The 21092-nt window shown below is 44.0% G+C and carries 15 protein-coding genes and 1 tRNA gene; 3 read left to right on the top strand and 13 right to left on the bottom strand.

The features are described from left to right. Nucleotide 1 precedes the first annotated feature (1 nt). The 3 genes from thrS to AC1DXF_RS09510 form a co-directional block, all read right to left on the bottom strand. Complete coding sequence (gene thrS, locus AC1DXF_RS09520) at nucleotides 2–1927, bottom strand: threonine--tRNA ligase (RefSeq protein ID WP_477448075.1); 1926 nt, start codon at nucleotides 1925–1927, stop codon at nucleotides 2–4. Between the two features lie 149 nt (nucleotides 1928–2076). After that, nucleotides 2077–2559 carry a hypothetical protein gene (locus tag AC1DXF_RS09515; protein WP_477448074.1) on the bottom strand — a complete coding sequence of 161 codons (483 nt, stop codon included), beginning with the start codon at nucleotides 2557–2559 and terminating at the stop codon, nucleotides 2077–2079. Nucleotides 2560–2564: 5 nt separating this feature from the next. Then, entirely contained in the window at nucleotides 2565–2729 is a 165-nt protein-coding gene (locus AC1DXF_RS09510) for a hypothetical protein (protein ID WP_477448073.1), read from the bottom strand. A gap of 214 nt (nucleotides 2730–2943) precedes the next feature. Here AC1DXF_RS09510 and AC1DXF_RS09505 point away from each other — a divergent pair, with 214 nt between their 5' ends. Then, the gene (locus AC1DXF_RS09505; RefSeq protein ID WP_477448072.1) at nucleotides 2944–3543 is read left to right on the top strand and encodes a hypothetical protein; all 600 of its coding nucleotides are present in this window, start codon (nucleotides 2944–2946) and stop codon (nucleotides 3541–3543) included. Here AC1DXF_RS09505 and AC1DXF_RS09500 read toward each other — a convergent pair. The 6 genes from AC1DXF_RS09500 to AC1DXF_RS09475 form a co-directional block, all read right to left on the bottom strand. After that, nucleotides 3540–4079: a DinB family protein gene (locus tag AC1DXF_RS09500; protein WP_477448071.1), complete on the bottom strand. Its 540-nt coding sequence runs from the start codon at nucleotides 4077–4079 to the stop codon at nucleotides 3540–3542. The genes AC1DXF_RS09505 and AC1DXF_RS09500 overlap by 4 nt on opposite strands. A 63-nt stretch (nucleotides 4080–4142) precedes the next feature. Beyond that, on the bottom strand, nucleotides 4143–4871 hold the full coding sequence (locus tag AC1DXF_RS09495; RefSeq protein ID WP_090647326.1) for a (Fe-S)-binding protein: 729 nt from the start codon (nucleotides 4869–4871) through the stop codon (nucleotides 4143–4145). 9 nt (nucleotides 4872–4880) lie between these two features. Then, nucleotides 4881–6206 (bottom strand): MFS transporter, encoded by a 1326-nt coding sequence (locus tag AC1DXF_RS09490; RefSeq protein ID WP_477448070.1) that lies wholly within the window; start codon nucleotides 6204–6206, stop codon nucleotides 4881–4883. 173 nt (nucleotides 6207–6379) lie between these two features. Then, complete coding sequence (locus tag AC1DXF_RS09485; RefSeq protein ID WP_477448069.1) at nucleotides 6380–8848, bottom strand: glutaminase family protein; 2469 nt, start codon at nucleotides 8846–8848, stop codon at nucleotides 6380–6382. A 287-nt stretch (nucleotides 8849–9135) separates the two neighbouring features. Further along, nucleotides 9136–9597 (bottom strand): DUF4268 domain-containing protein, encoded by a 462-nt coding sequence (locus AC1DXF_RS09480; protein WP_477448068.1) that lies wholly within the window; start codon nucleotides 9595–9597, stop codon nucleotides 9136–9138. A gap of 35 nt (nucleotides 9598–9632) precedes the next feature. Next, nucleotides 9633–9974 carry a hypothetical protein gene (locus tag AC1DXF_RS09475; protein ID WP_477448067.1) on the bottom strand — a complete coding sequence of 114 codons (342 nt, stop codon included), beginning with the start codon at nucleotides 9972–9974 and terminating at the stop codon, nucleotides 9633–9635. 217 nt (nucleotides 9975–10191) lie between these two features. On the opposite strand from AC1DXF_RS09475, the gene AC1DXF_RS09470 reads away from it, so the two are divergent. Together AC1DXF_RS09470 and AC1DXF_RS09465 are read left to right on the top strand one after the other, a co-directional pair. Continuing rightward, a tRNA-Leu gene (locus AC1DXF_RS09470) sits at nucleotides 10192–10273 on the top strand. Nucleotides 10274–10389: 116 nt separating this feature from the next. Continuing rightward, nucleotides 10390–11487: a zinc-binding metallopeptidase family protein gene (locus AC1DXF_RS09465; RefSeq protein ID WP_477448066.1), complete on the top strand. Its 1098-nt coding sequence runs from the start codon at nucleotides 10390–10392 to the stop codon at nucleotides 11485–11487. 297 nt (nucleotides 11488–11784) lie between these two features. Here the strand turns inward: AC1DXF_RS09465 and AC1DXF_RS09460 are convergent, their stop codons facing one another. The 4 genes from AC1DXF_RS09460 to AC1DXF_RS09445 all read right to left on the bottom strand — a co-directional run bounded on the left by AC1DXF_RS09460 (nucleotide 11785) and on the right by AC1DXF_RS09445 (nucleotide 20975). Beyond that, nucleotides 11785–12660, bottom strand: coding sequence for a transglutaminase family protein (locus AC1DXF_RS09460; protein WP_477448065.1), 876 nt, complete (start codon nucleotides 12658–12660; stop codon nucleotides 11785–11787). Nucleotides 12661–12715: 55 nt separating this feature from the next. Continuing rightward, a complete protein-coding gene (locus AC1DXF_RS09455) occupies nucleotides 12716–15268 on the bottom strand; it encodes a circularly permuted type 2 ATP-grasp protein (RefSeq protein WP_477448064.1) in 2553 nt (850 codons plus the stop codon). A 23-nt stretch (nucleotides 15269–15291) separates the two neighbouring features. Then, nucleotides 15292–18651 carry a transglutaminase family protein gene (locus AC1DXF_RS09450; RefSeq protein WP_477448063.1) on the bottom strand — a complete coding sequence of 1120 codons (3360 nt, stop codon included), beginning with the start codon at nucleotides 18649–18651 and terminating at the stop codon, nucleotides 15292–15294. A 167-nt stretch (nucleotides 18652–18818) separates the two neighbouring features. Next, the gene (locus AC1DXF_RS09445; protein ID WP_477448062.1) at nucleotides 18819–20975 is read right to left on the bottom strand and encodes a c-type cytochrome domain-containing protein; all 2157 of its coding nucleotides are present in this window, start codon (nucleotides 20973–20975) and stop codon (nucleotides 18819–18821) included. Nucleotides 20976–21092 lie beyond the last annotated feature (117 nt).

Here is a 21092-nt window from a genome sequence, read left to right as displayed (position 1 = left end):
GTTATACTTTTATTTCTTTAATTATTTGTTCTTTAAAATCTTCTATGCTCATACTTCCTAAGTCGCCCAAACCATGTTTCCTTACAGAAACCATGCCTTCGGCAGCTTCTTTTTCACCCACTATCAACATATAAGGGATCTTTTTGACTTCAGCATCGCGTATCTTACGCCCTATCTTCTCGTCCCTGAAATCAATCAGCCCGCAAATATCGGAATCTTTTAACACATCAGAAAGTTTTTTTGCATATTCCTCGTATTTTTCTGATATCGGCAGGATAATAAATTGCTCGGGAGATAACCACAACGGAAAATTACCTGCGCAATGCTCAATTAACACAGCAATAAAGCGTTCCATCGAGCCAAACGGCGCCCTGTGAATCATTACCGGGCGATGTTTTAAGTTGTCGCTGCCAGTGTATTCCAACTCAAAACGCTCCGGCAGATTATAATCTACCTGGATGGTACCCAATTGCCATTTACGGCCCAGGGCATCACGCACCATAAAATCGAGTTTGGGGCCATAAAATGCCGCTTCGCCATATTCTACAACAGTAGTAAGACCTTTCTCGTCTGCCGCTTCAATGATAGCCGATTCCGCCAATGCCCAGTTCTCATCTGTACCGATGTATTTGGCTTTATTTTCCGGATCGCGTAGAGATACCTGCGCGGTATAGTTTTCGAAACCCAGGGCTTTAAACACGTATAATACTAGGTCAATTACTTTTTTAAATTCATCCTTTACCTGGTCGGGACGGCAAAATAAGTGGGCGTCGTCCTGAGTAAAGCCGCGTACACGGGTTAAGCCGTGCAGCTCGCCGCTTTGCTCATAACGGTATACCGTACCAAACTCGGCCAAACGAACAGGAAGATCCTTGTACGAGCGTGGTTTTGTTTTATAAATTTCGCAGTGGTGCGGGCAGTTCATCGGTTTTAAAAAGAACTCCTCTCCCTCCTGCGGTGTTTTTATCGGCTGAAACGAATCGGCGCCATATTTTTCATAGTGACCTGATGTTACATACAGATTTTTATGGCCGATATGTGGCGTAATTACCTGCTCATACCCCGCTTTAACCTGTGCTTTTTGCAAAAAGTTAGTTAAACGCTCGCGCAGGGCGGTACCTTTAGGTAACCACAAAGGCAGGCCCATACCTACTTTTTCTGAGAAGGCAAACAGTTCCAGCTCTTTACCTAATTTCCTGTGATCGCGCTTTTTAGCTTCTTCAATCATGTGCAGGTATTCGGTAAGCTCGCTGGCTTTAGGGAAAGTTACTGCATAAATGCGGGTTAACTGCTTGCGTGTTTCATCGCCGCGCCAATAGGCACCTGCAACGCTCATCAGCTTAACAGCTTTTATAAAACCTGTGTTAGGAATATGCGGCCCCCGGCACAAGTCGGTAAAGTTACCTTGTGTGTAAAATGTAATGGCGCCATCCGGCAGATCTTTGATAAGATCGAGCTTATACTCATCGCCTTTATCGGTAAAATACTCAATAGCGTCGGCCTTGCTTACCGGCTTGCGAATGTATTCCTCTTTGGTTTTAGCTAACTCAATAATTTTATCTTCGATTTTTTTGAACTCATCTGACGAGAATTCTCGGTCGCCAAAGTCAACATCATAGTAAAAACCTGTTTCAATCGCCGGGCCAATACCAAATTTGGTACCCGGATAAAGCGCTTCCAAAGCTTCGGCCAATAAGTGGGCCGATGAATGCCAGAAAGTTGATTTACCTGAAGCATCGTTCCAGGTTAATAATTTAACGTGCGAATCTTTTTCGATAGGGCGACTGGCATCCCAAACCTCGCCATCAACTTCGGCTGCTAATACGTTACGTGCTAATCCTTCGGAGATCGACAACGCGATCTGGGCAGAAGTGATCCCTTTGTCGTACTGACGAACGGAACCATCGGGAAGTGTAATACTAATCATCTACAACTATGATTTAAAGTTTATAAAATTACGTTTGCACAATCACCTACAAAGTGATTGTATATTTTGAGGTGCAAAAATAGGATTATTTTTTGAATTGGGATTGCGGATGCGGGAATTCAGTTTGAGAAGGGGAATAGCTCTGACAACTAGAGGTTGTCTTCTCTCAATTGCTTAATTTGTTCAAGCGCCAATACATCAATCTGATCTTTCAAGCGATTTACTACCCTTTTATTTTCTATCAGTTGGTTTATATGAAGAAAAGGAATGCTTATATTTTCAATATCAGCTACCGATGCCATTTGCAAACATTCATCAAAGGTATACCCCTCCAGCCCTTTCATATCAATAAGAATATCAAGACTCAAACCGTTGTTAAGATGAAAATCGGTCCAGCCTGGCACAAATTGCATATAATCGATCATTGGGTAATCACCGATATCACATTTGATGAAAACCTTACGAAGTTGTTGCCTGTTTTCCAGGGTATCCTTAAGCCAGATATCCATATCACCGGTAAAGCGCTGGTATCCATGAAGGTTAGTGGCATATCCCCCAACCATGATATATTTCACATCAAATTCTTGCAGCGATCTCCAAAAATCTAAAATATCCTCATCAAAAATATCCACAGAAGTTACTTGCTAATAAATGGCTTATGCGTTATAGTTGCTTTATTCATGGTCTGTTGTATTTTGTATAAACGGGTAGCCATTTCAAACCGTTCTTTGTAGCTGCGTTTGAGCCCCTCTTTCAAATATTCCAATTCGGCCGGAGTAAACGACAGTATGTTTTTTTCCATAACATTTAGCATTGCCAATTAATTCAAATTTATGTAAATGTTGACTAATAACCAAAACCGGGCGATTTCTGGTTTAGCAATACCTATAAGCCCGGCTACTATTGTAACGCGTGCCTAAAAATATACCGGTTATAATTTCATGCAGAATAATTTTTTGTTTATTTTCAGTTCGTTTAATCAACTTAAATTGCCAAAACCTTTATCACACCAAACAATGATCATCTACGGCACAAAAGCTACCCTTCGAAAAACCGACTATATTGCAGATGCGTGCCCGGCCTGCGGCACAGGTAACGTGATGCAGATGAATGTATTTCAACGGTACGCGCATGTTTACTGGATACCCTTTTTTCCTATCGGTAAAACCGGCGTTTCGCAATGTACCAATTGCAAACAGGTGTTAAAATTCGACCAAATGACGCCTTCGCTCAAAATGAGCTATTACAATATTAAAAAGCATACCGCGATACCTGTATGGACATTTTCTGGCGTTTTTATTATCGGGCTGATAGCGATAGGCGTAACTATTTCCGGCAGGCAAACGGCAAAAAAGGTAAGCAACATGATTACTTCGCTTAAAAAGGATGATATCCTTCAAATTAAATTAAAGGACGATGCATACACCTTGATTAAAGTTAACAGAGTTGTTGGCGACAGCATATACTGCGTTACCAATAAGTATCAAACAAATTTGGAATCGGGTATCGATGACTTAAAAAGTAAGGAGTTTGAAATTGAAGAAGATGGCATAAGTACTGACGATTTGAAACTAATGGATAAAAAAGAGCAAATACTGGATATTGAAAGAAATTAGAACCTTTCGCCGAGATATTTTTCTTTAATAATGTTGATATGATGTAGTTCATGCCCGGCAATATGGTAGGCTAAGGCCCTCACAGTGGCATCATTTGCCGTACCCGTGCCATGTCCCATTCTGTTAAATGCTTCTTCGGGTAGCCCATTAAATAAGGCTATGGTTGATCGCCTTACCGCTTCATATTCCTCAAATATATTATCCAGATCCCTGTTATCGGCATCCGAATAATTGGCATAAGCGTCCTGGTCAAAGCCTATCAGGTTATTTTTTTCGTTGCGTGCAAAACGCAGGGCGCGGTATGCAAAAATGCGCTCGTCATCAATAATATGTACCAACACTTCTTTGATACTCCATTTACACAGCGTGTACCGATGATATAACATATCAGGCGGTAATGAGTAGATCAGTTGCTTAACCGATTGAAAATTATCCTGCAGGTGATTTAGCACAAAGCCATCTGTGGGTACCAGCTTCATGTACATAATGGCATATGGCGGATATTCGCCTTCCTTAGGTGGCTGTATTAATCGCATAACAAATAACTATCTGTATAAAAGGAACGACAAAATTCCCAAATCCCAGTTTCTCAATCCATATCACACATTCCCCCACCCCAATGCCAAAACATCAGCCAGGTGGATAGTGCGTATAGGAAGGCTGTTTTTGTCTATATAAGTTTGTAGCTGCATCAGGCATGAAGCATCTGTCGAGATGATATATTCCGCTCCGGCGGCCAGCGCATTATCTACTTTTTGCTGCGCCATCGCGGTGGAGATAGCTTCAAACTTAACGGCAAATGTACCGCCGAAGCCGCAACAGGTTTCGTTATCTTTTAGTTCGAGCAATTCGAGGCCTAATACTTTGGACAACAACTGCCTTGGTTCCGTCCTGATCTTGCATTCGCGCAGGGCGGCGCAACTATCATGGTATACAGCTTTGCCATCCAGTTCGGCGCCGAAGTAATCAAACTGGAGAATGTTCACCAGGAAATCCGACAGCTCGTAAATATTACCCTGTATGGCCCGGCATTTATTGTGCAGGGCTGTATTGGTAAATAAATCGTTATAGTAATTTTTCACCATGCCCGTGCACGAGGCCGATGGCGTAACAATCACGCTATCTTCCGAAAAATCATTCAGGAATTTGCTGCCTACTGCTTTGGCATCATCCCAGAAACCAGCGTTAAATGCCGGTTGCCCGCAGCAGGTTTGGTTTGGGTTAAAGCTAACCTTACAGCCTGCCTTTTCCAGTACTTTTATGGTATTAAATGCAGTATCAGGAAATAATTGATCTACAAAACATGGTACAAACAGCTCTATCTTCATCGGCACAAATTATTCGGCGCTAAATTCCGCATTTTTTTGAATGCTTTTTTCGGCTTTCAACAAAGAAAACAATAAAATTAATCCTACGATAAAAAATATAGCTAATACCAACACCGAATTACGCGGACTGCCGGTTATTTCCTCAAAAAAACCAAAACTAAACAGGCCACCAACAATCGCCAGCTTTTCGGTAACGTCATAAAAGCTGAAGAAAGATGCCGTGTCCGGAATATTCTCAGGTAAGTACTTGGAATATGTAGACCTCGACATGGATTGAATGCCTCCCATTACCAAACCTACAATTACTGCAATGACATAAAACTGGCTATCGGTTGTGGTGTAATAGGCGGCAATACAAACCATTATCCAAATGATAACCGTACCAATCAAAACCCTGACGTTGCCATATTTACCCGATAACCTCGACATTAGCGTTGCGCCTGCAATTGCAACAAGCTGAATGATCAGAATAATGGTAATCAAAGCTGATGTATCCATTTTTAACTCCTTGGCTGCAAAGCCTGTTGCCACCAGCATAATTGTTTGTACACCCATAGAGTAAAAGAAAAATGCCGGCAAAAATCTTTTGAGTAAAGGCATTTCTTTTACTTTTTTCCAAACGTTGCCTAACTCAATAAAACCTCCTTTGATGATGTGATGATTATGCACCACCGCATTAGGGCTCCCTTTAGGCAGCACCACAAACGGAATAATGGCAAAGGCCATCCACCATAAACCAACCAAAAGAAATGATAAACGCGGCGCAAAACTGCTATCGGTAATCCCAAACCACTCCGGTTTTTTAACAAATACAAAACAAACTATTTGAAGCAAAACACTACCAATATAGCCGTAAGTAAAACCCTTCGCGCTTACTTTGTCCTGCATATCAACCGTTGCAATTTCTGGCAGGTATGAATTGTAAAACACAAAACCGCCGCTGTACCCAATTGCAGCAAGTGCAAATGCTATAATACTGGCCTCAATAGGCTCGTGGGGTTTAAAATAAAACAAATAACAGCATGATAACGACCCGATTGCTGTAAAAAATTGCATAAAAAGCTTTTTATTACCCTTATAATCGGCTATAGACGATAGTATAGGCAACAATAAAACCATGATCATATAAGCAGTTGCCAACGCATAGTCGGACAAAGCCGTATTCACAAAACTTTTTCCAAAAAAGGTGACCCTGTTTCCGTTAGCTGGGTTAGCGGTTATAGCCACATAATAAGCCGGAAAAATTGTTGAGGTGATGACCAGGTTATAGGCCGAATTGGCCCAATCAAAAAATGCCCAGGCCCGGATGGTTTTCTTGTTATTCTTGGTTTCCATTGATACTTTAAAAGTAGGGAAAAAGAGTTAAGAATCAAGAGTCAAGAATTAAGACTTTAAACAAGGATTAAAGAGCGGCATATCTAATTTGATTTACCTAACCAACAAAAACACCGCAACGGTTGCCGTCGCGGTGTTTCAAAGTCTTAATTCTTGACTCTAACCTCTTGATTCTATTTCACAGTTGGTTTCCACTTTTCCTGTAGCTCCTTAATAAAGTATCCGCCAACAACGCTGCGTGCCTGGAAGCCTACCTGTTTGCCATCAATAGTTTCATGCCAATCGCTTAGCGGTACGCGGGTTGGGGTTTCCATAGCGTATTTGTAAACAGGGGCAACAAGGGTTTTAAAATCATCGTTGCTTTTGGCCAGGGTGGCTGTCCATATAATCCAGTCGCTTTTGGTATAAGTTTTACGGCTATCCAATGGTAAGCCAAATTCATTTTGTTTGGTGAGATAAAATTTAACCTCGCGGTCATAAACCGATTGCGGGAACAGGTTTAAGCCAAGAATTTTATCCCAAACAATGTTATATTTCTGGCTCCAGGTTTCAGGCTTTTCAAACACCAGCGAGTAATGATCACCGGCATCGGCAAGTTTCATCCATTTGGCAACCATTTCTTTGGCAATGGCCCTGTATTTGGTGCCTGTAGCTTTATCGCCCATTAAATCGGCCAGGTGAGCGTAACAGCCCACGCCTACTATGGCTTTGGCCGATAAGTTTGCGTTGCGCGCCAGGTGACCGGCAAAATCATCGGTACACAACTGGTTGGCCGGATCGCCGCCTTCACGAACCAGGTAGTTAGTCCATGCGGTTAAAGTTTTCCAATGCTTTTTAGCATAAGCCGGGTTATTGCCATTTGCTTTAACAATGGCCGCGGTAAGCGCCAGCATATTGCCCGACTCTTCAACCGGCATACCTTCGCCATAAGTTTGGCCGTTTGCCAGCGGATACGTACCTAAGTCGTGCGCCGCAAAATCATGCGGAAATTTACCGGTTTCGCTGAAGTAGAAAATACCATTCAACATGCCTTCCATTAGTTTTGGATTGTAAATGAGGAACAGTGGCGCCGAAGGATAAGTTACGTCAACTGTGTTAATAGATCCGTTACTGAAATTCTCCTTCGATAAAAATAAGATTTCGCCCTGCGGACTTTTTACTAATATATGAGCGCTTATTGCCTGGCGATAAGCCAACACGCAAAGTTTAGCATATTTATCGCCACCTGCTTTTAAGGCATCGTGATACATCAGTGCGTTAAAAGCTGCGCAGTTTTTAGTAATCACGGGGTAATCGGTAGCTGCTTTGGCCAGTAACTGATCAATAGTTTTGATTTGCGCGTTTTGCCAGTACGGTTTTAAGTTTACATGAAAGTATTGAACGGGCGTGATATCATCGTAGCCCAATTCAACAAAATGTTCAACCGCTGTTTTACCTACTTTACCAAAAGGTACTACCGTGTTTAGTACCACATCTGTACCTTCTTTTACGGTTGATTTACTGTCGTTTTTAAAAAACGAAGTAACGGCCTCATCGCCTGTGCTGATGTACTGTGTGGCAGCAGCCGATTTTGGCGCAGCAACATACATGTATCCCCAATCTATTCGTAAATCGTCGCCGCGTTTTTGTAAAATGGGCTGCTCAACAGTTCCTGCTTTTAACACCGACAAAGTGCTTGTTTCATACTTTTGAGTTGTAACCGGCTGTGATGGTTTGTTACGGGCAATATCCGCAGATGCACCTAAATAAACTTGTACGTTGTGCGCCTGGCTGTTGTTTGATTTTACACTGTAAGTAATGTACGATATTGGCCTTGCCATCAAATCAAGGTTATTCATTAACAAAGGTGATGTAAACGTTACCTGCAAATCAATTTTACCGCATTTAAATGTGTACATGGTTTGGGTAGCCGTAACCTCAACGTGGGTTTGTTTAGCTACCTGAATATCGGCATGTTGGGTAGGTTTTAGTTCATCAGCAAAGCCGGCATCAAGGGCCGCGCCGCCTCCGGTATTGGTGCAATGTAAAGCCAATACGTTTTCGCCCTCTTTCAGTTTACCGGCTACATCATCCTTAAGCGGCATCATTTGCAAATCGCCGTTGGCGCCGCTACTTACGTTTATTTTTTCGCCGTTAAGGTATACTTCGGCTTCATCATCATGGTGAAGTTTCAGGAACAGTTTATTAATGTCTGCTTTGTGAAAGGTAAATACACGGCGCACCCAAATGTCGCGGCTTGTCCATACTGTTTTACCTTGTTTGGGGTCGTCGCTGAAGGGTGCCGTACCTGTTTTCCATGCTGTATCGTCAAATTTTTCATCGGCCCAATTTTGTGAAGGCTGTGTTTCGGTGTATTTAACCGTGTATGGTTTTTCATCGCCGCCGGGTACCAGGGTTTTGTAGTGTACCGGCTCTTTACCCATAAAACGGTAAACCACGCCATCTACCTTTATCAGGCCCAATAGTGATTGATCTTTTCCTGTCCAGTGATGAGTTGTCGATTCGTTCAAATCATCGGTAAACGACCAGATGCTGAAGTAAGGATTATGCGTAATTAGCGGATAAGCCGGCGCTTTAGTATCCTGCGCCCGGGCAAACAGCCCCAAAATTGAAATACAAACGGTTAATGGAAACCTCTTCATGTGTTTTAGTAATGTTATAATGTAGATAAATAAGTACCAACGGTAAATATTTGTTTTTTCTTTTCAATTACTAAACGCTTTTACCAGAAAGCGTCAAATAGACGATTAATTGAGACGAATTGTAGAAGGATGTGCAGATATGCAGATTTCAGATGTGCAGATGAGCTGCGGATGTGCAGATGAAGGATTGTCTGAACCTAAATTGTTTAAATTAAAGAATTAGCAGAGTTTAATCCGTCATCTCATTTAATATCATCCCGTCATCTGAAATCTGCACATCTGAAAACCTACTTAAACAAATCAAAGCTGTAGCTGGCAGTGCTCCAGAAATCGTCTAGTGCGATGATCCTGGGTTTGAAAAAGGAGATTAGTGCGGGCCAGTCGTTTTGGTTAAAAATGCTGACGTCGGGAAGGGTTTTGATGATGCGGCTTACTGTTTTTTGATTATCATCGGTGGTGTGCAATTGCCAGTCCCATTCTTCGCCTATGCTGGCGTCAAATACTGTTTTGAGCTCTTTAAACTGATCAAAAACGAGTTCTTGTATACCCAAATCGGGATGCGAAATTTCGATAGCGATAAATGCCGACTTTTTTTCGGCCTGCATCTTAAAATGAAGGTGCTTGATGCCTGTTTTATAATTGATCCAGTTGATGCGTAAACCATCGACCGATGGTTGCGGCGCAATATATTGGCCAAAAGCTGTCCAGAATGCCTGTTTAATTTGTGATGCCTGATCGCGCGAGTACAATAGCTGTTATATTTATCCGGCAGCGAATTTATAGATTATTTCGCGCTTTGTATAAACGCTACCACCTGCTCCTGCTCATTTGTCGAAAGCGGACCGCCGGTATACTCCCATTTTAATTTGTTGCTATTGTAAGTAAAACGTCCTAAAAAATCGGGGTTCACCGCATCATCTGCCAGGGGAAGGCTGTCCCCTATTTCGGGTGCTATCTCCTGTATTTCCAACAGGTGCACCTCGCCGTGGCCGTCGCCTTTGTAAAGGGTATAAACACCTGTAAAATCAAGGCGGTTGTTTGCTGCCTGGGTTTGTACCGGCTCAATGATAATATTTATCGGGTTTCCGTTGTCGTTATTAATTTGGTAGCTTACTGTACGTGGCATAGTTTAGTTGTTGTTTATTATGTTGTATTACAAGTTAGCGTCAAAATTGTTCGGGCAGGTGAGGCATGAAAACGAAACTAAATTCAGGAACCGCCGGTCATTTTATTGATGACGTTAAATTAACATCAAAGTAATGAGGCAGATAAACAAAAAACAAAAATTATGTTTTATAATTTACCCTAAAACACTATCTTTGCGACCTGTTAAAAATCCTAATGCGGAAGTGGCGTAATTGGTAGCCGCACCAGACTTAGGATCTGGCGCCGCGAGGCGTGGGGGTTCGAGTCCCTTCTTCCGCACAGCAGTTAAAACCCGGTCAATTTGATCGGGTTTTTTGTTTAAATACTCAAAACCCACCGCCCTATAATCTGTTAACTCACAAGCTATTCAACAATGAACAGCCTTAATACAGATTATGAAATTGTTTAAATGTACCAACTGCGGTCAGCTCTTATATTTTGAAAATAGTATATGCGAATGTTGCAAAAGCCCTCTGGGTTTTATTGCTGGTGATCTCAACCTGGCCACACTTGTTCAGGACAACAACGCCTTTTATCGTTTAAACAGCAATATAAAGCCGTTATTGGGCGGCCTACTCAATAATAAAAAACAATTGTTTAAGTATTGCAAAAATCATGAGTTTGATGTTTGCAACTGGTTGATACCGGCTGATAGCCCTAATATATTTTGCCGCGCATGTGAATTAAACCACATTGTACCCAATTTAGCCGACCCCGATCATTTAAGGCAGTGGCGGTTGATAGAATCTGCCAAGCACAGGCTTATTTATACTTTGTTGCAAATGAAACTACCCCTGGTAAGTAAGATACAAGACGCAGCAAAAGGGCTCAGTTTTGATTTCCTTACAGAGGCGGATGCCGCTCAACGGGTTTTAACAGGGCATGAAGATGGCTTAATTACCCTGAATGTTGATGAAGCGGATGATGATAAACGCGAACTATCGCGCAAGCAAATGAACGAGCCTTATCGTACTTTATTAGGGCATTTCAGGCACGAAGTGGGGCATTTCTACTGGGACAGATTAATAGATAACAGCGCATTTATTGACGAATACCGCCAAATATTTGGCGATGAACGCCAGGATTATGCCCAGGCGCTTGAACGGAATTATAGCCAGGGACCACCCGTCGATTGGAACTTAAATTTCATTAGCAGCTACGCAAGCTCGCACCCATGGGAAGACTGGGCCGAAACCTGGGCCCATTACCTGCACATTATGGATACGCTTGAAACCGCCGATGCCTTCGGGATGACGGTATCTCCCCGCCTTGCTGATAAAAAAAGCAACCTGAAGGCCATCATCAACGTGAGCCCCTTTAAGCAGCAAAATTTTGCAGACCTGCTTAGTTTATGGCTGCCATTAACTTTTGCCATGAACAGCATGAACCGCAGCATGGGCAACAAGGATTTATACCCTTTTGTAATACCGCCCAAAGTGGTAGAAAAACTGAGCTTTATACATAAGGTTTGTTATGCATCAAGAGTGAGTTAGTAAAAGCAATTGGCTTTAAAATATAGTTGAAAGCACCGAAGGATGAATGAAGTTTAAAATAAGAAGGTCGTCATCCTGAGTGGTAAAAATTTCGCGAAACTCGGAAATGATAATGATTTACCCCAGATGTCATGCTGAACTTGTTTCAGCACCCCAAATGCTAAGTGTACTTCATGCGGGTCACCTGTCCTGTGGGATCCTGAAACAAGTTCAGGATGACTTCCGTTTTTCAACTTATCATGGGTAGTTACGAAGGATGACAGAACACAATATAAAATACTTGGCGACATAGTTTTACTATTCTGCCCTCCGCACATCCACATTTACATACATACGTTGGCCGGCACCACTGTAAACCACACCTTTTAATGGCACGACATCGGCAAAATCGCGGCCGATGGCGGTACGGATGTGGCGGTCGTTAACCAACAGGTTATTGGTGGCGTCAAACTCCGTCCACCCGATATCGGGAATGTACAATGCTATCCAGGCGTGCGAGGCGTCTGATCCAAATAGTTTTGGTTTTCCTGGTGGCGGCAGCGTTTCGATATAGCCGCTTACATACCTGGCCGATAAGCCGATCGAACGTAAGCAGGCCAGCGAGAAATGCGCAAAATCCTGGCAAACGCCTTTTTTATGTAAAAAAACTTCTTCCAGCTTGGTAGTAACATCTGTAAAGCCGGGCGTGAAATCAAAATCATTAAATATGCGCGAATTAAGATCAAGCATGGCTTCCATAATTGGCCTGCCGGGCGTGAATGATTTTAATGCATACTCCCTGATGCCCGGTATAAACACCACATGATCCGATTCAAGATAAAATTGCCTGATGTCACTTTCGGCATCGGTACTTTTCAGCCAGATCACCACGTTTTCCCAGGGCGCTGTATTTTGGGGAGCTGCGCTTATCCATACCGGTTCGGAAATTTTAACCTCGCTTTTTATCTCGACAGTTAACCGTTGATGAAACTCTTCTATCGAAAAATAGATGAATTTATTACTAAAAAAGTCCTCCCTGGTCACTACCAAATGTGGTACCGGGTGAATTTGGTAGTTCACCTTCTCCACTTCCTGAAAACTGTGGTTAACCGGCACCTGGTACACCTGGTTATGGCATAACGATGCCGGCAACTGGTATTCATATTTGGTAATATGGGTTACCTGGTATTTCATAAGCTTTGGCTGTTGTGAAAACACCTGTTAAAAAATGCCTTTGTATTAGCGGTTCTCATAATTCGGGTAGCGCGTTATTATTTTTCACAAAGCTGTACTGGCTTTGCGTTGGGCTAAAATAGCTTTCAAATATAATGGTTGATGCCTGGCTCAATAAGGTAATCAGGTGGTGTAAAAAGCCGTTAAGCTCCTTTTTACCAAAACCATTGGCATTGGCCGATGGTACCATCTTGTTTACATCGCAAAGCCGGATCATGGTTAACGCCTCCAGCAGTTTTTTGTGCGCCGGGCTAAGGCCGCCTTCTTTATGATTATCTGGCAGGTGCGCCAGGTGCTCATCAATTTTGGCAATCAAAAAGGCCACCGATTTTGGATTATCCTCGTTTACAAGCAGCAAATTAAGCACACCCGGCAATTGCAGCGTCGATCGGTATAAGTAACGGTAGGTAACCAAACTCTCGTTGCACATCAGCACCAGTTCCATCAATTGCTTCTCCACCTCCGGTGTTACGTTGTTGGCCAACGCAGCCTGTAAAATGATGCATGTATTTAACGATGACTCTAAAAAACGGCCGATGTTAAGTAACCGCCAACTGGATGCCCTGGTCATGTTATCGTTATTAAGGCCGATAAAAGCCATCAACTTGATGATAAACTGATCGAGGTTATGGTAAATCTTGCGCAAATCGTTACCGTTTTCCTTCATCAGCTCAAACTCTTCGGATATGCTATCCAAAATCCTCCAGGTATCCAGGCTTAAACGATCACGTACGGCATAGCCGTTTGTTAAAAATGATTGCAGGGATTGCGCCAAGGTACCCGCCCTGCCTGTTTCAACCGCCAGCGACAATAATTCTTTTTCGGGCTGCCTTAATTTGGCCTGATCAGCTGAGGCAAAGCCGGGTAATGTACCCGTTACCGCGCTTAAAGTTTTAAGCAGTATTACCAGTGTTTGGTTGGTTTCGGGATGAATTTCGTCGTCGCGCTCATTGTAAATTTTAAGCACAATACGCATTAGCCGCACGTTTATAACTGCCCTGTCAAGGTACCGGCCCAGCCAAAACAAGCTCTCGCCGGTGCGGCTTGGTAAAATATTTTTTACCTGCCGCAATACCGGCTGATTAACGGCGGGCTTTGCCTGGCTTTGGGGCGATGGTCCCAGCACCCAGGTATCCTTACTGATACCACCAGATTGGTTAGAAATAATAAACTCGCCTTTTGTAGGAAAGCTTCTTGATAAACCGCCCGGCATTACATGGTAAACCTCTTTATCCATATCGGCTACAATATAACTCCTGAAAACAGCGTTGCAGGCTTCCAGGTTGTTGCCAATTAATGAGGGCGTGGTGCTGAAGCTTACTACCTCTTGTGCTACATATAAATAAGGCCGGGTGTTTATTTCGGTCCTCAAATCATCTATCTGCTTTTTGCTCAGTTCGCTGCCGATGTATGGGCGGTTTTCGTTACTCCGGTATATAGACCGGATAATAAGGAAGGGCAGGTTATCCAGCACATACTTTTTTTCTTTCTCGTGCCCGCACCACCAGGTGGCTACCGATGGTAATATTAGCTCTTCGTTTAACAGGTGCTTGCAAAGGCGCGGCAAAAAAGCCATCAGCCCCGGGTTCTCCAATATGCGGCCGCCTAATGGGTTAATAATGGTCACCTTTTTTTGCCGTACGGCTTCCATCAACCCAACCACGCCTAAGTGCGAATCGCCTAAAAACTCCAGCGGATCGCAAAATATATCGTCAACACGGCGTACAATAACATCTACTTTCTCCAGCCCTTTTAAAGTTTTTAACCACACATAGCCGTCGCTCACGGTTAAATCCTGCCCAAAAACAAGGGTAAAACCTAATGACGATGCCAGGTAGGCGTGCTCAAAGTAAGTTTCGTTGGCCGTACCGGGCGATAAAAGCACCACCCTTGGGTTCTCTTTATTTTGTAAAGCGAGCCTGGTTAGCGTATTTTTTAACGTTTGATAATAGGACGAAATTTTACGCACCTGGTTTTCACGGATCAGATCGGGAAAAACCCTGGTCATGGCGGCCCTGTTTTCTAGTGTGTAACCGGCACCCGATGGTGCGTCGGCACGGTCATGTAGTACCCACATTTTGCCAAGCGGCCCACGTACCAAGTCGGCCGAGTATTGGATAAGCTGGAATTTGCCGGGTATTTTAATTTTATCGGCCTGCCTTAAAAACCCTTTGTGGGTAAATACCAGATCAAAGGGAATAAACCCCTCTTTAATCAGCCTGCGTTCGCCATAAATATCAGCTATGATCAGGTTAAGCAATTCGGCACGCTGTACTAAGCCCTTTTCAATGTTCTCCCATTCCTGCTGGCTAAATACCATTGGCACGGGGTCAAGCTTCCAGGGGCGGTTAATGCCGTCGGGATCGCTGTACACGTTATAAGTAACCCCATTGTCGCGCAACTCCTGGCTAATTTCCCGGCTCCGCTGCTCCATTTTTTCAAGGCCCAGCTCGTCATAGGCATGGGCAAGCTTTTTCCAATGCTCACGCACTACACCCTCGGGTGCGGCAAGCTCATCAAAAAAAGGTTTGGCAGTTTTACCGTTCCGCTCCAGGTAAGTCTCAATCATTTTCCAAATGTCTGATTTTTCTGCTACAAATTCTTGGCATTTTTATATCGCCTCAAATCCATGGTATACGGGTATTCCGGGCTAACTACTTCATTGGTGATGGTATATTGTGGTAATATATTCATTTTGGTAACAAACCTCCCTCCTGCTGTTTGCTGGGCTACCGCCGGCTCAACCAGGTTAACCGAGTGGCCAAAGTCAAAAAAGCGGGAAATTATGCGCGATTCGGCTTCGTAGCTGTTTACCGGGAAGGTATCGTAACTGCGCCCTCCGGGATGCGATACATGGTACTGGCATGCAGCCACTGATTTTTGCGTCCAGGTGTCAAACAAATCAAACACCAGCGGCGTATCGGTACCAATGGTTGGATGCAGCGCTGATGGCGGCTGCCAGGCCCGGTAGCGTACACCGGCAATATACTCGCCCTGTACGCCGGTGCTTTTTAGGGGAATTTTTAAACCGTTACATAAGAAGGTGTAACGCGAATCGGTAAGGCCAGATATTTTAACCTGGATACGCTCCAGTGATGAATCCACAAACCGCGATGTGCCTGTGCTCGACATTTCTTCGCCCAATACATGCCATGGCTCAATGGCCATCTTAATTTCGATATTGATATCATCCACCTGCAACTCGCCCAGGAATGGGAAACGGAAGCTGAAGAAAGGCTCAAACCACGAGATATCAAAACCATAACCGGCATCGCGCAGGCTATTTACCACCTCGGTCATATCCTTATAGCAATAATGCGGCAGCAGGAAACGGTCGTGCAGTTCGGTTCCCCAGCGCACCAGTTTATGGTTGTATGGGGTTTTCCAGAACCATGCCAGCAGCGTACGGATCAGCAGAAACTGCACCATACTCATGCGGTAATGCGGAGGCATATCAAAGCCCCTGAACTCCAGGATGCCCAAGCGGCCGCTTGATGAATCGGGCGAGTAAAGCTTATCGATACAAAACTCCGACCGGTGGGTATTGCCCGTGATATCTGTTAAAAAGTGACGGAAAATCCTATCAACCAGCCAAAAAGGGACTTCATTTTCGGCCCGGTCGGGTACTTGCTGAAACGCTATTTCCAGTTCGTATAGTGTTTCCATCCGTCCTTCGTCAACCCGTGGCGCCTGGCTGGTGGGACCTATAAACTGGGTAGAGAACAAGTACGACAAGCAAGGGTGATGCTGCCAGAAGGTTATAAAACTGCGCAAAATATCTGGCCGGCGCAATAGTGGGCTATCAGCCGGTGTTTCGCCACCCAAGGTTACGTGGTTACCCCCACCCGTTCCGGTATGCCTGCCATCGATGTTAAATTTTTCTGTCGCCAGGCGCGATTCCGCCGCCTTTTTATAGAGGATATCGTAATTTTTAGCCAGGTCACGCCAGCTTGCCGCCGGGTGAATGTTCACCTCGATAACGCCTGGGTCAGGCGTTATCATCATTTTGGTGATGCGGTTATCAGATGGCGGATCGTAGCCTTCAATCAATACCGGCATCTTTAGCTTCTCGGCCGTACGCTCAACAGCATTCACCAGGTATAAATAATGCTCAAAATAGCTGGTAGGCGGGAAAAATATAAACAACTTGCCTTGCCTTACCTCAACTACCAAAGCCGTTTTAAAAATGGTTTTGCTGTTATTGAATTTCGATCCCGTTTCGGGAATCAAATGATCGCCATCAGGCAAAGCATCCACATCGGCAAAAAGGCTTCTTTCCGGTAGTTCCTCCTGCTCTGCCGGATCAAAATATTGCACCGAATCAAGCGGCAGGCGCAACCCTACCGGCGAATTACCCGGAACAAGAAATAAATTTTGCCGCCTGAACGACCATTTACAACTTTGCCAATTGCTTTGTTCCAGATCCCATTTAATAGGTACCACATAGCCAACAGGCTCGTTCAGGCCGGTATTTAGTAACTCGGCCAGTTTCTGGCGCTCCAGCGGAGATTTCAGATCAACCTTAAGCGGATCGACATTGATGGGCGTTTTACTCTCTTCCCACAGAAAGTAAAAAGGGTCTTCGTAAGTCGGGTTAATATTTTTAGGGTCGATGTGCAATTCCTTGGTAAGCAACTTCATAAAGCTTTTGGCATCCTTAGGGCCAAGGCCGTAATCTTTCGACAGGTCGGCCATTAACGTATCGTTGTTCCACAACGGCACATGATCCTTACGCCAATAGCAGGCGAGTTTCCAACGGGGTAATGGCTCGCCAGGATACCATTTGCCTTGCCCGTATTGCATTAGCGCACCTTCACCATACTCGTTTTTAAGTTTGTGGAACAGGATATTGGATAGGCGGCGTTTATGCTCGCCATCGGCTGCCGAGTTCCATTCGGGCGCTTCGTTATTATCTACCGATACAAATGTAGGTTCGCCCCCCATGGTAAGGCGTACGTTGTTAGCGGCAAATTCCTCGTCAACCTTATCGCCAAGGGCCATAATATCTTCCCATTGCTCGTCAGAAAATGGTTTGGTTACCCGTGGTTTTTCTTCAATACGGGTAATGGTATTTTCAAAATGAAACTCTGTTTCGATGGGGTCGTTTGTATCGCTGATGATACCGCCGCTGATTGGGGCCGCACTCTGCGGATCAGGCGTACAGGCCAATGGAATGTGTCCCTCGCCGGCAAATAAACCGGATGTTGGGTCGAGTCCTATCCAGCCCGCGCCAGGCAGGTAAACTTCTGTCCAGGCATGCAGATCTGTAAAATCCTGCTCCGGGCCTGATGGGCCATCTAATGATTTTATATCCGGCTTTAGCTGTACCAGGTAACCCGATGCAAAACGCGCCGCCAAGCCAAAATGCCTAAGCAATTGCACAAACAGCCATGCTGTATCCCGGCATGAGCCCGACTTAAGCTCCAGCGTTTCCTCGCATGATTGTACACCCGGCTCCATGCGGATATTGTAGGAGATCTCCAGGTAAAGTAACCTGTTAAGGGTAACCAAAAAATCCTGGGTAACCGCGTTTTTCTTCAATAACTCGGCGGCTTTTTCTGTTAAATCCATTAACAGCGGGCCACGCTCGGTTATTTCCAGGTATGGCACCAGGTTCTTTTTTAATGATTCTTCATACTCAAAGGGGTAGTGATTAGCATACTCCTCCACAAAAAAATCAAAAGGGTTTATCACCACCATATCGGCAATCACCTCTACATCAATCACAAATTCGTTTACCTTTTCCGGGAAAACAATGCGGGCAAGGTAATTACCAAAGGGGTCCTGTTGCCAGTTTATAAAGTGCTTTTCGGGTAATATTTTTAGCGAGTAGCCTTTAATCATGGTACGCGAGTGCGCGGCAGGCCGTAAACGGATAACTTGTGGCGAAAGCGTGATATGTTTATCGTACTTGTAACTTGTAAAATGACGAATTGCTACTTTTATTGACATCGGCTATGTTTTATGTTATAAACATAGCCTATTTACAGTAAAATACGCAATGGAAATGGCTTTTTTTTATAGATTTTTTAATATTTATAAATTCACTATCCCCAATATCAATAACATTATGAGTTGTAGCTAAGCCGCGGCGATAAGTTGTTTATTTATCGGGCACACTAATTCAAAAACACCTCATCCATAAAAACCCAGGCTGGTTTTCCTTTTGCCGGATGCCAGGTTGGAACACTTTTAAGCGGCCTGGCAACCAGTTTTATACAGGATATGGGCTGGCCGTTTTTTAATTTACATTCCAGGTTCATGATGCTGTAAGTATCTTTTTTAAGGGGCGCGGCAGGTGTAACACTCCCTAACAATTTGAGGTGAGATTGATCGGGACCGCCCCACACCTCTACCTTCGCCGGTAAAAATATCTGGGGACCAGTATTGCGCATCACGTTCAGGTTAACCGTGTGCAAATCGACGGGCTTATTAAACCACATCAGCAATTCCAGGTCTTTTTGCGATGCCAGCCATTTGCCGTCGCCAAAGTTACCGCTGCCCAATTCTTTATCTATCATTGTTTTGGCGCCCTCACCTTTGTACTTACTATCGGGATAGGTTGAAAAACTGATGCTATCAGGGGTATAGGTTGATTTATAAATATTAAACTGAACCGTATCGCTGCCTATCCAACCGGCTTTAAATGCCCTGGCGCGAATTACCGTGCTTTGCGTAAATGAAACGCCTGGTTTATAGGATATAGCATGAATACTATCCGGCGCGCTACCATCGGTAGTATACCGGATATCGGTTCCTTTTATCGGGTTGCCGAGCTGTAACAGGTAACTTTGCTTAAATATTACCGTAGTGTTTTTTAACTGCGGACTGGTAAGTTTTAAAGGCTTGCCATCATCTTTAAAACCGGTTAATAGGGTAACGTGCTTATTTGCTTTTTGTAGTGGCGCAAGATCGGCGGTTTTAAGGCCAGTATCCCAGATGGCCAGTTCGGTAAGGCTCTTGATGGCTGCCAACTGCCTAACATCCGTAGCATTCAATTTAACGCCGGCCAACGACAGACTTTTAAGCAAATTAAGCGAAGCCAATTCTTTTAACCCAGCGCCGGTGACATCGCTAAAATTGAGGTTAAGCCTGCGCAGGTTTTCAAATTGGGCTATCGTTTTCATATCAGCATCCTTCACCGGCATTTTATTCAGATCGAGCGATACCACTTGTTTTTTAATGGGACTAAGCTCGTCCAGCGCCTTGATGTTGTAGGTGCTTTTATTGTAAATATTAACGGCCAGAGCTGGCGATTCCTTAGCCAGCGGATAAATTACCCGGTAATTATTGTTGAGTTTTTTAATCTCCTTATCATCAGCTGCCGAAAAATCGTATGTCTCTTCCGCGCTTTCGGCGGGTTTTAACAATGTTGCCGCAATCATCCGGAGCGAATCGGTTGCAGGCAGGTCAAGAACCTTTTTCTTAAAGTCGGGCTTGTTTTTTACCCAGAGGTAAAGCAGTACTTTTTCTTCGTCGGTTAGCTGCGGTTTACCGGTAGGCGGCATATGCTTCTTCTCCGTTTCTGGCATGTGTACCCGTTGCAGCAGCAGGCTCATAGCCGGATCGCCGGGAATAAAAAGTTTACCATTTTTGCCACCTTTTAATATTGCCGACTGGCTGGTGAGCATTAGTCCGCCTTTCATTTTATCTGCATTGTGGCAGCTTTGGCATTTAGCTTCAAAAATTGGCCTGATAACGTCCTGGTAAACAAAAGCTTTATCGATTGGGACTTTGTTTTTTTCTTTATCCATTACCGGGCCTAAAACAAAATCGTCGCCATGGGTAAGGTTTGCACCAAAATGCCCGGCCACTATTAAACAAAAAACCGTAACCAAAGCCCCTGTTTTGGCCAGCGTAGCCGTGTATTTTGTTGTATTGCGAATAAGATAAACACCATAGCCCACAAACGCCACACTGATACCAAACCATTTATGCCATAACAAATTGCCCCCCTCGTAGCCCGGCTCACGCGATAACAGCAGGCCCATGATTACCGTTAACGACGATAAAAGCGCGCCCAGCACCAGTAAATAGTTGGTAAAGTTTTGGTAAAACTTCTCGTTTACAAACTCGGCCCTGAACCGGAAAAACTCCAGCACCATAGCCAGCATCAATATTACGATAGGGAAATGCAAAATTAAGGGGTGCAACCGCCCAACCGGTTGTAACCATTGCGGCACAACCAGGCTATCGCCGGCTACCAGTAAAACTAAAATGAAAATATTAAGCGCAAACAACGCTCCGTCTGCAAAACCTTTATGGCTGCTCTTCATAAATAACCGCTAATTGTGTTGATTGCTTATATTTTGATAATTACTTATATGGCGGGTACTAAACTTACGAAGTTTTAAAAACTTCGTAAGTTTCAAATGCGTTTATTCTGACTACAT

It is taken from the genome of Mucilaginibacter sp. P2_A5, assembly GCF_056404995.1.
The sequence above is the reverse complement of the archived record's forward strand: the minus strand, read 5'-3'. Positions and strand labels throughout refer to the sequence as shown.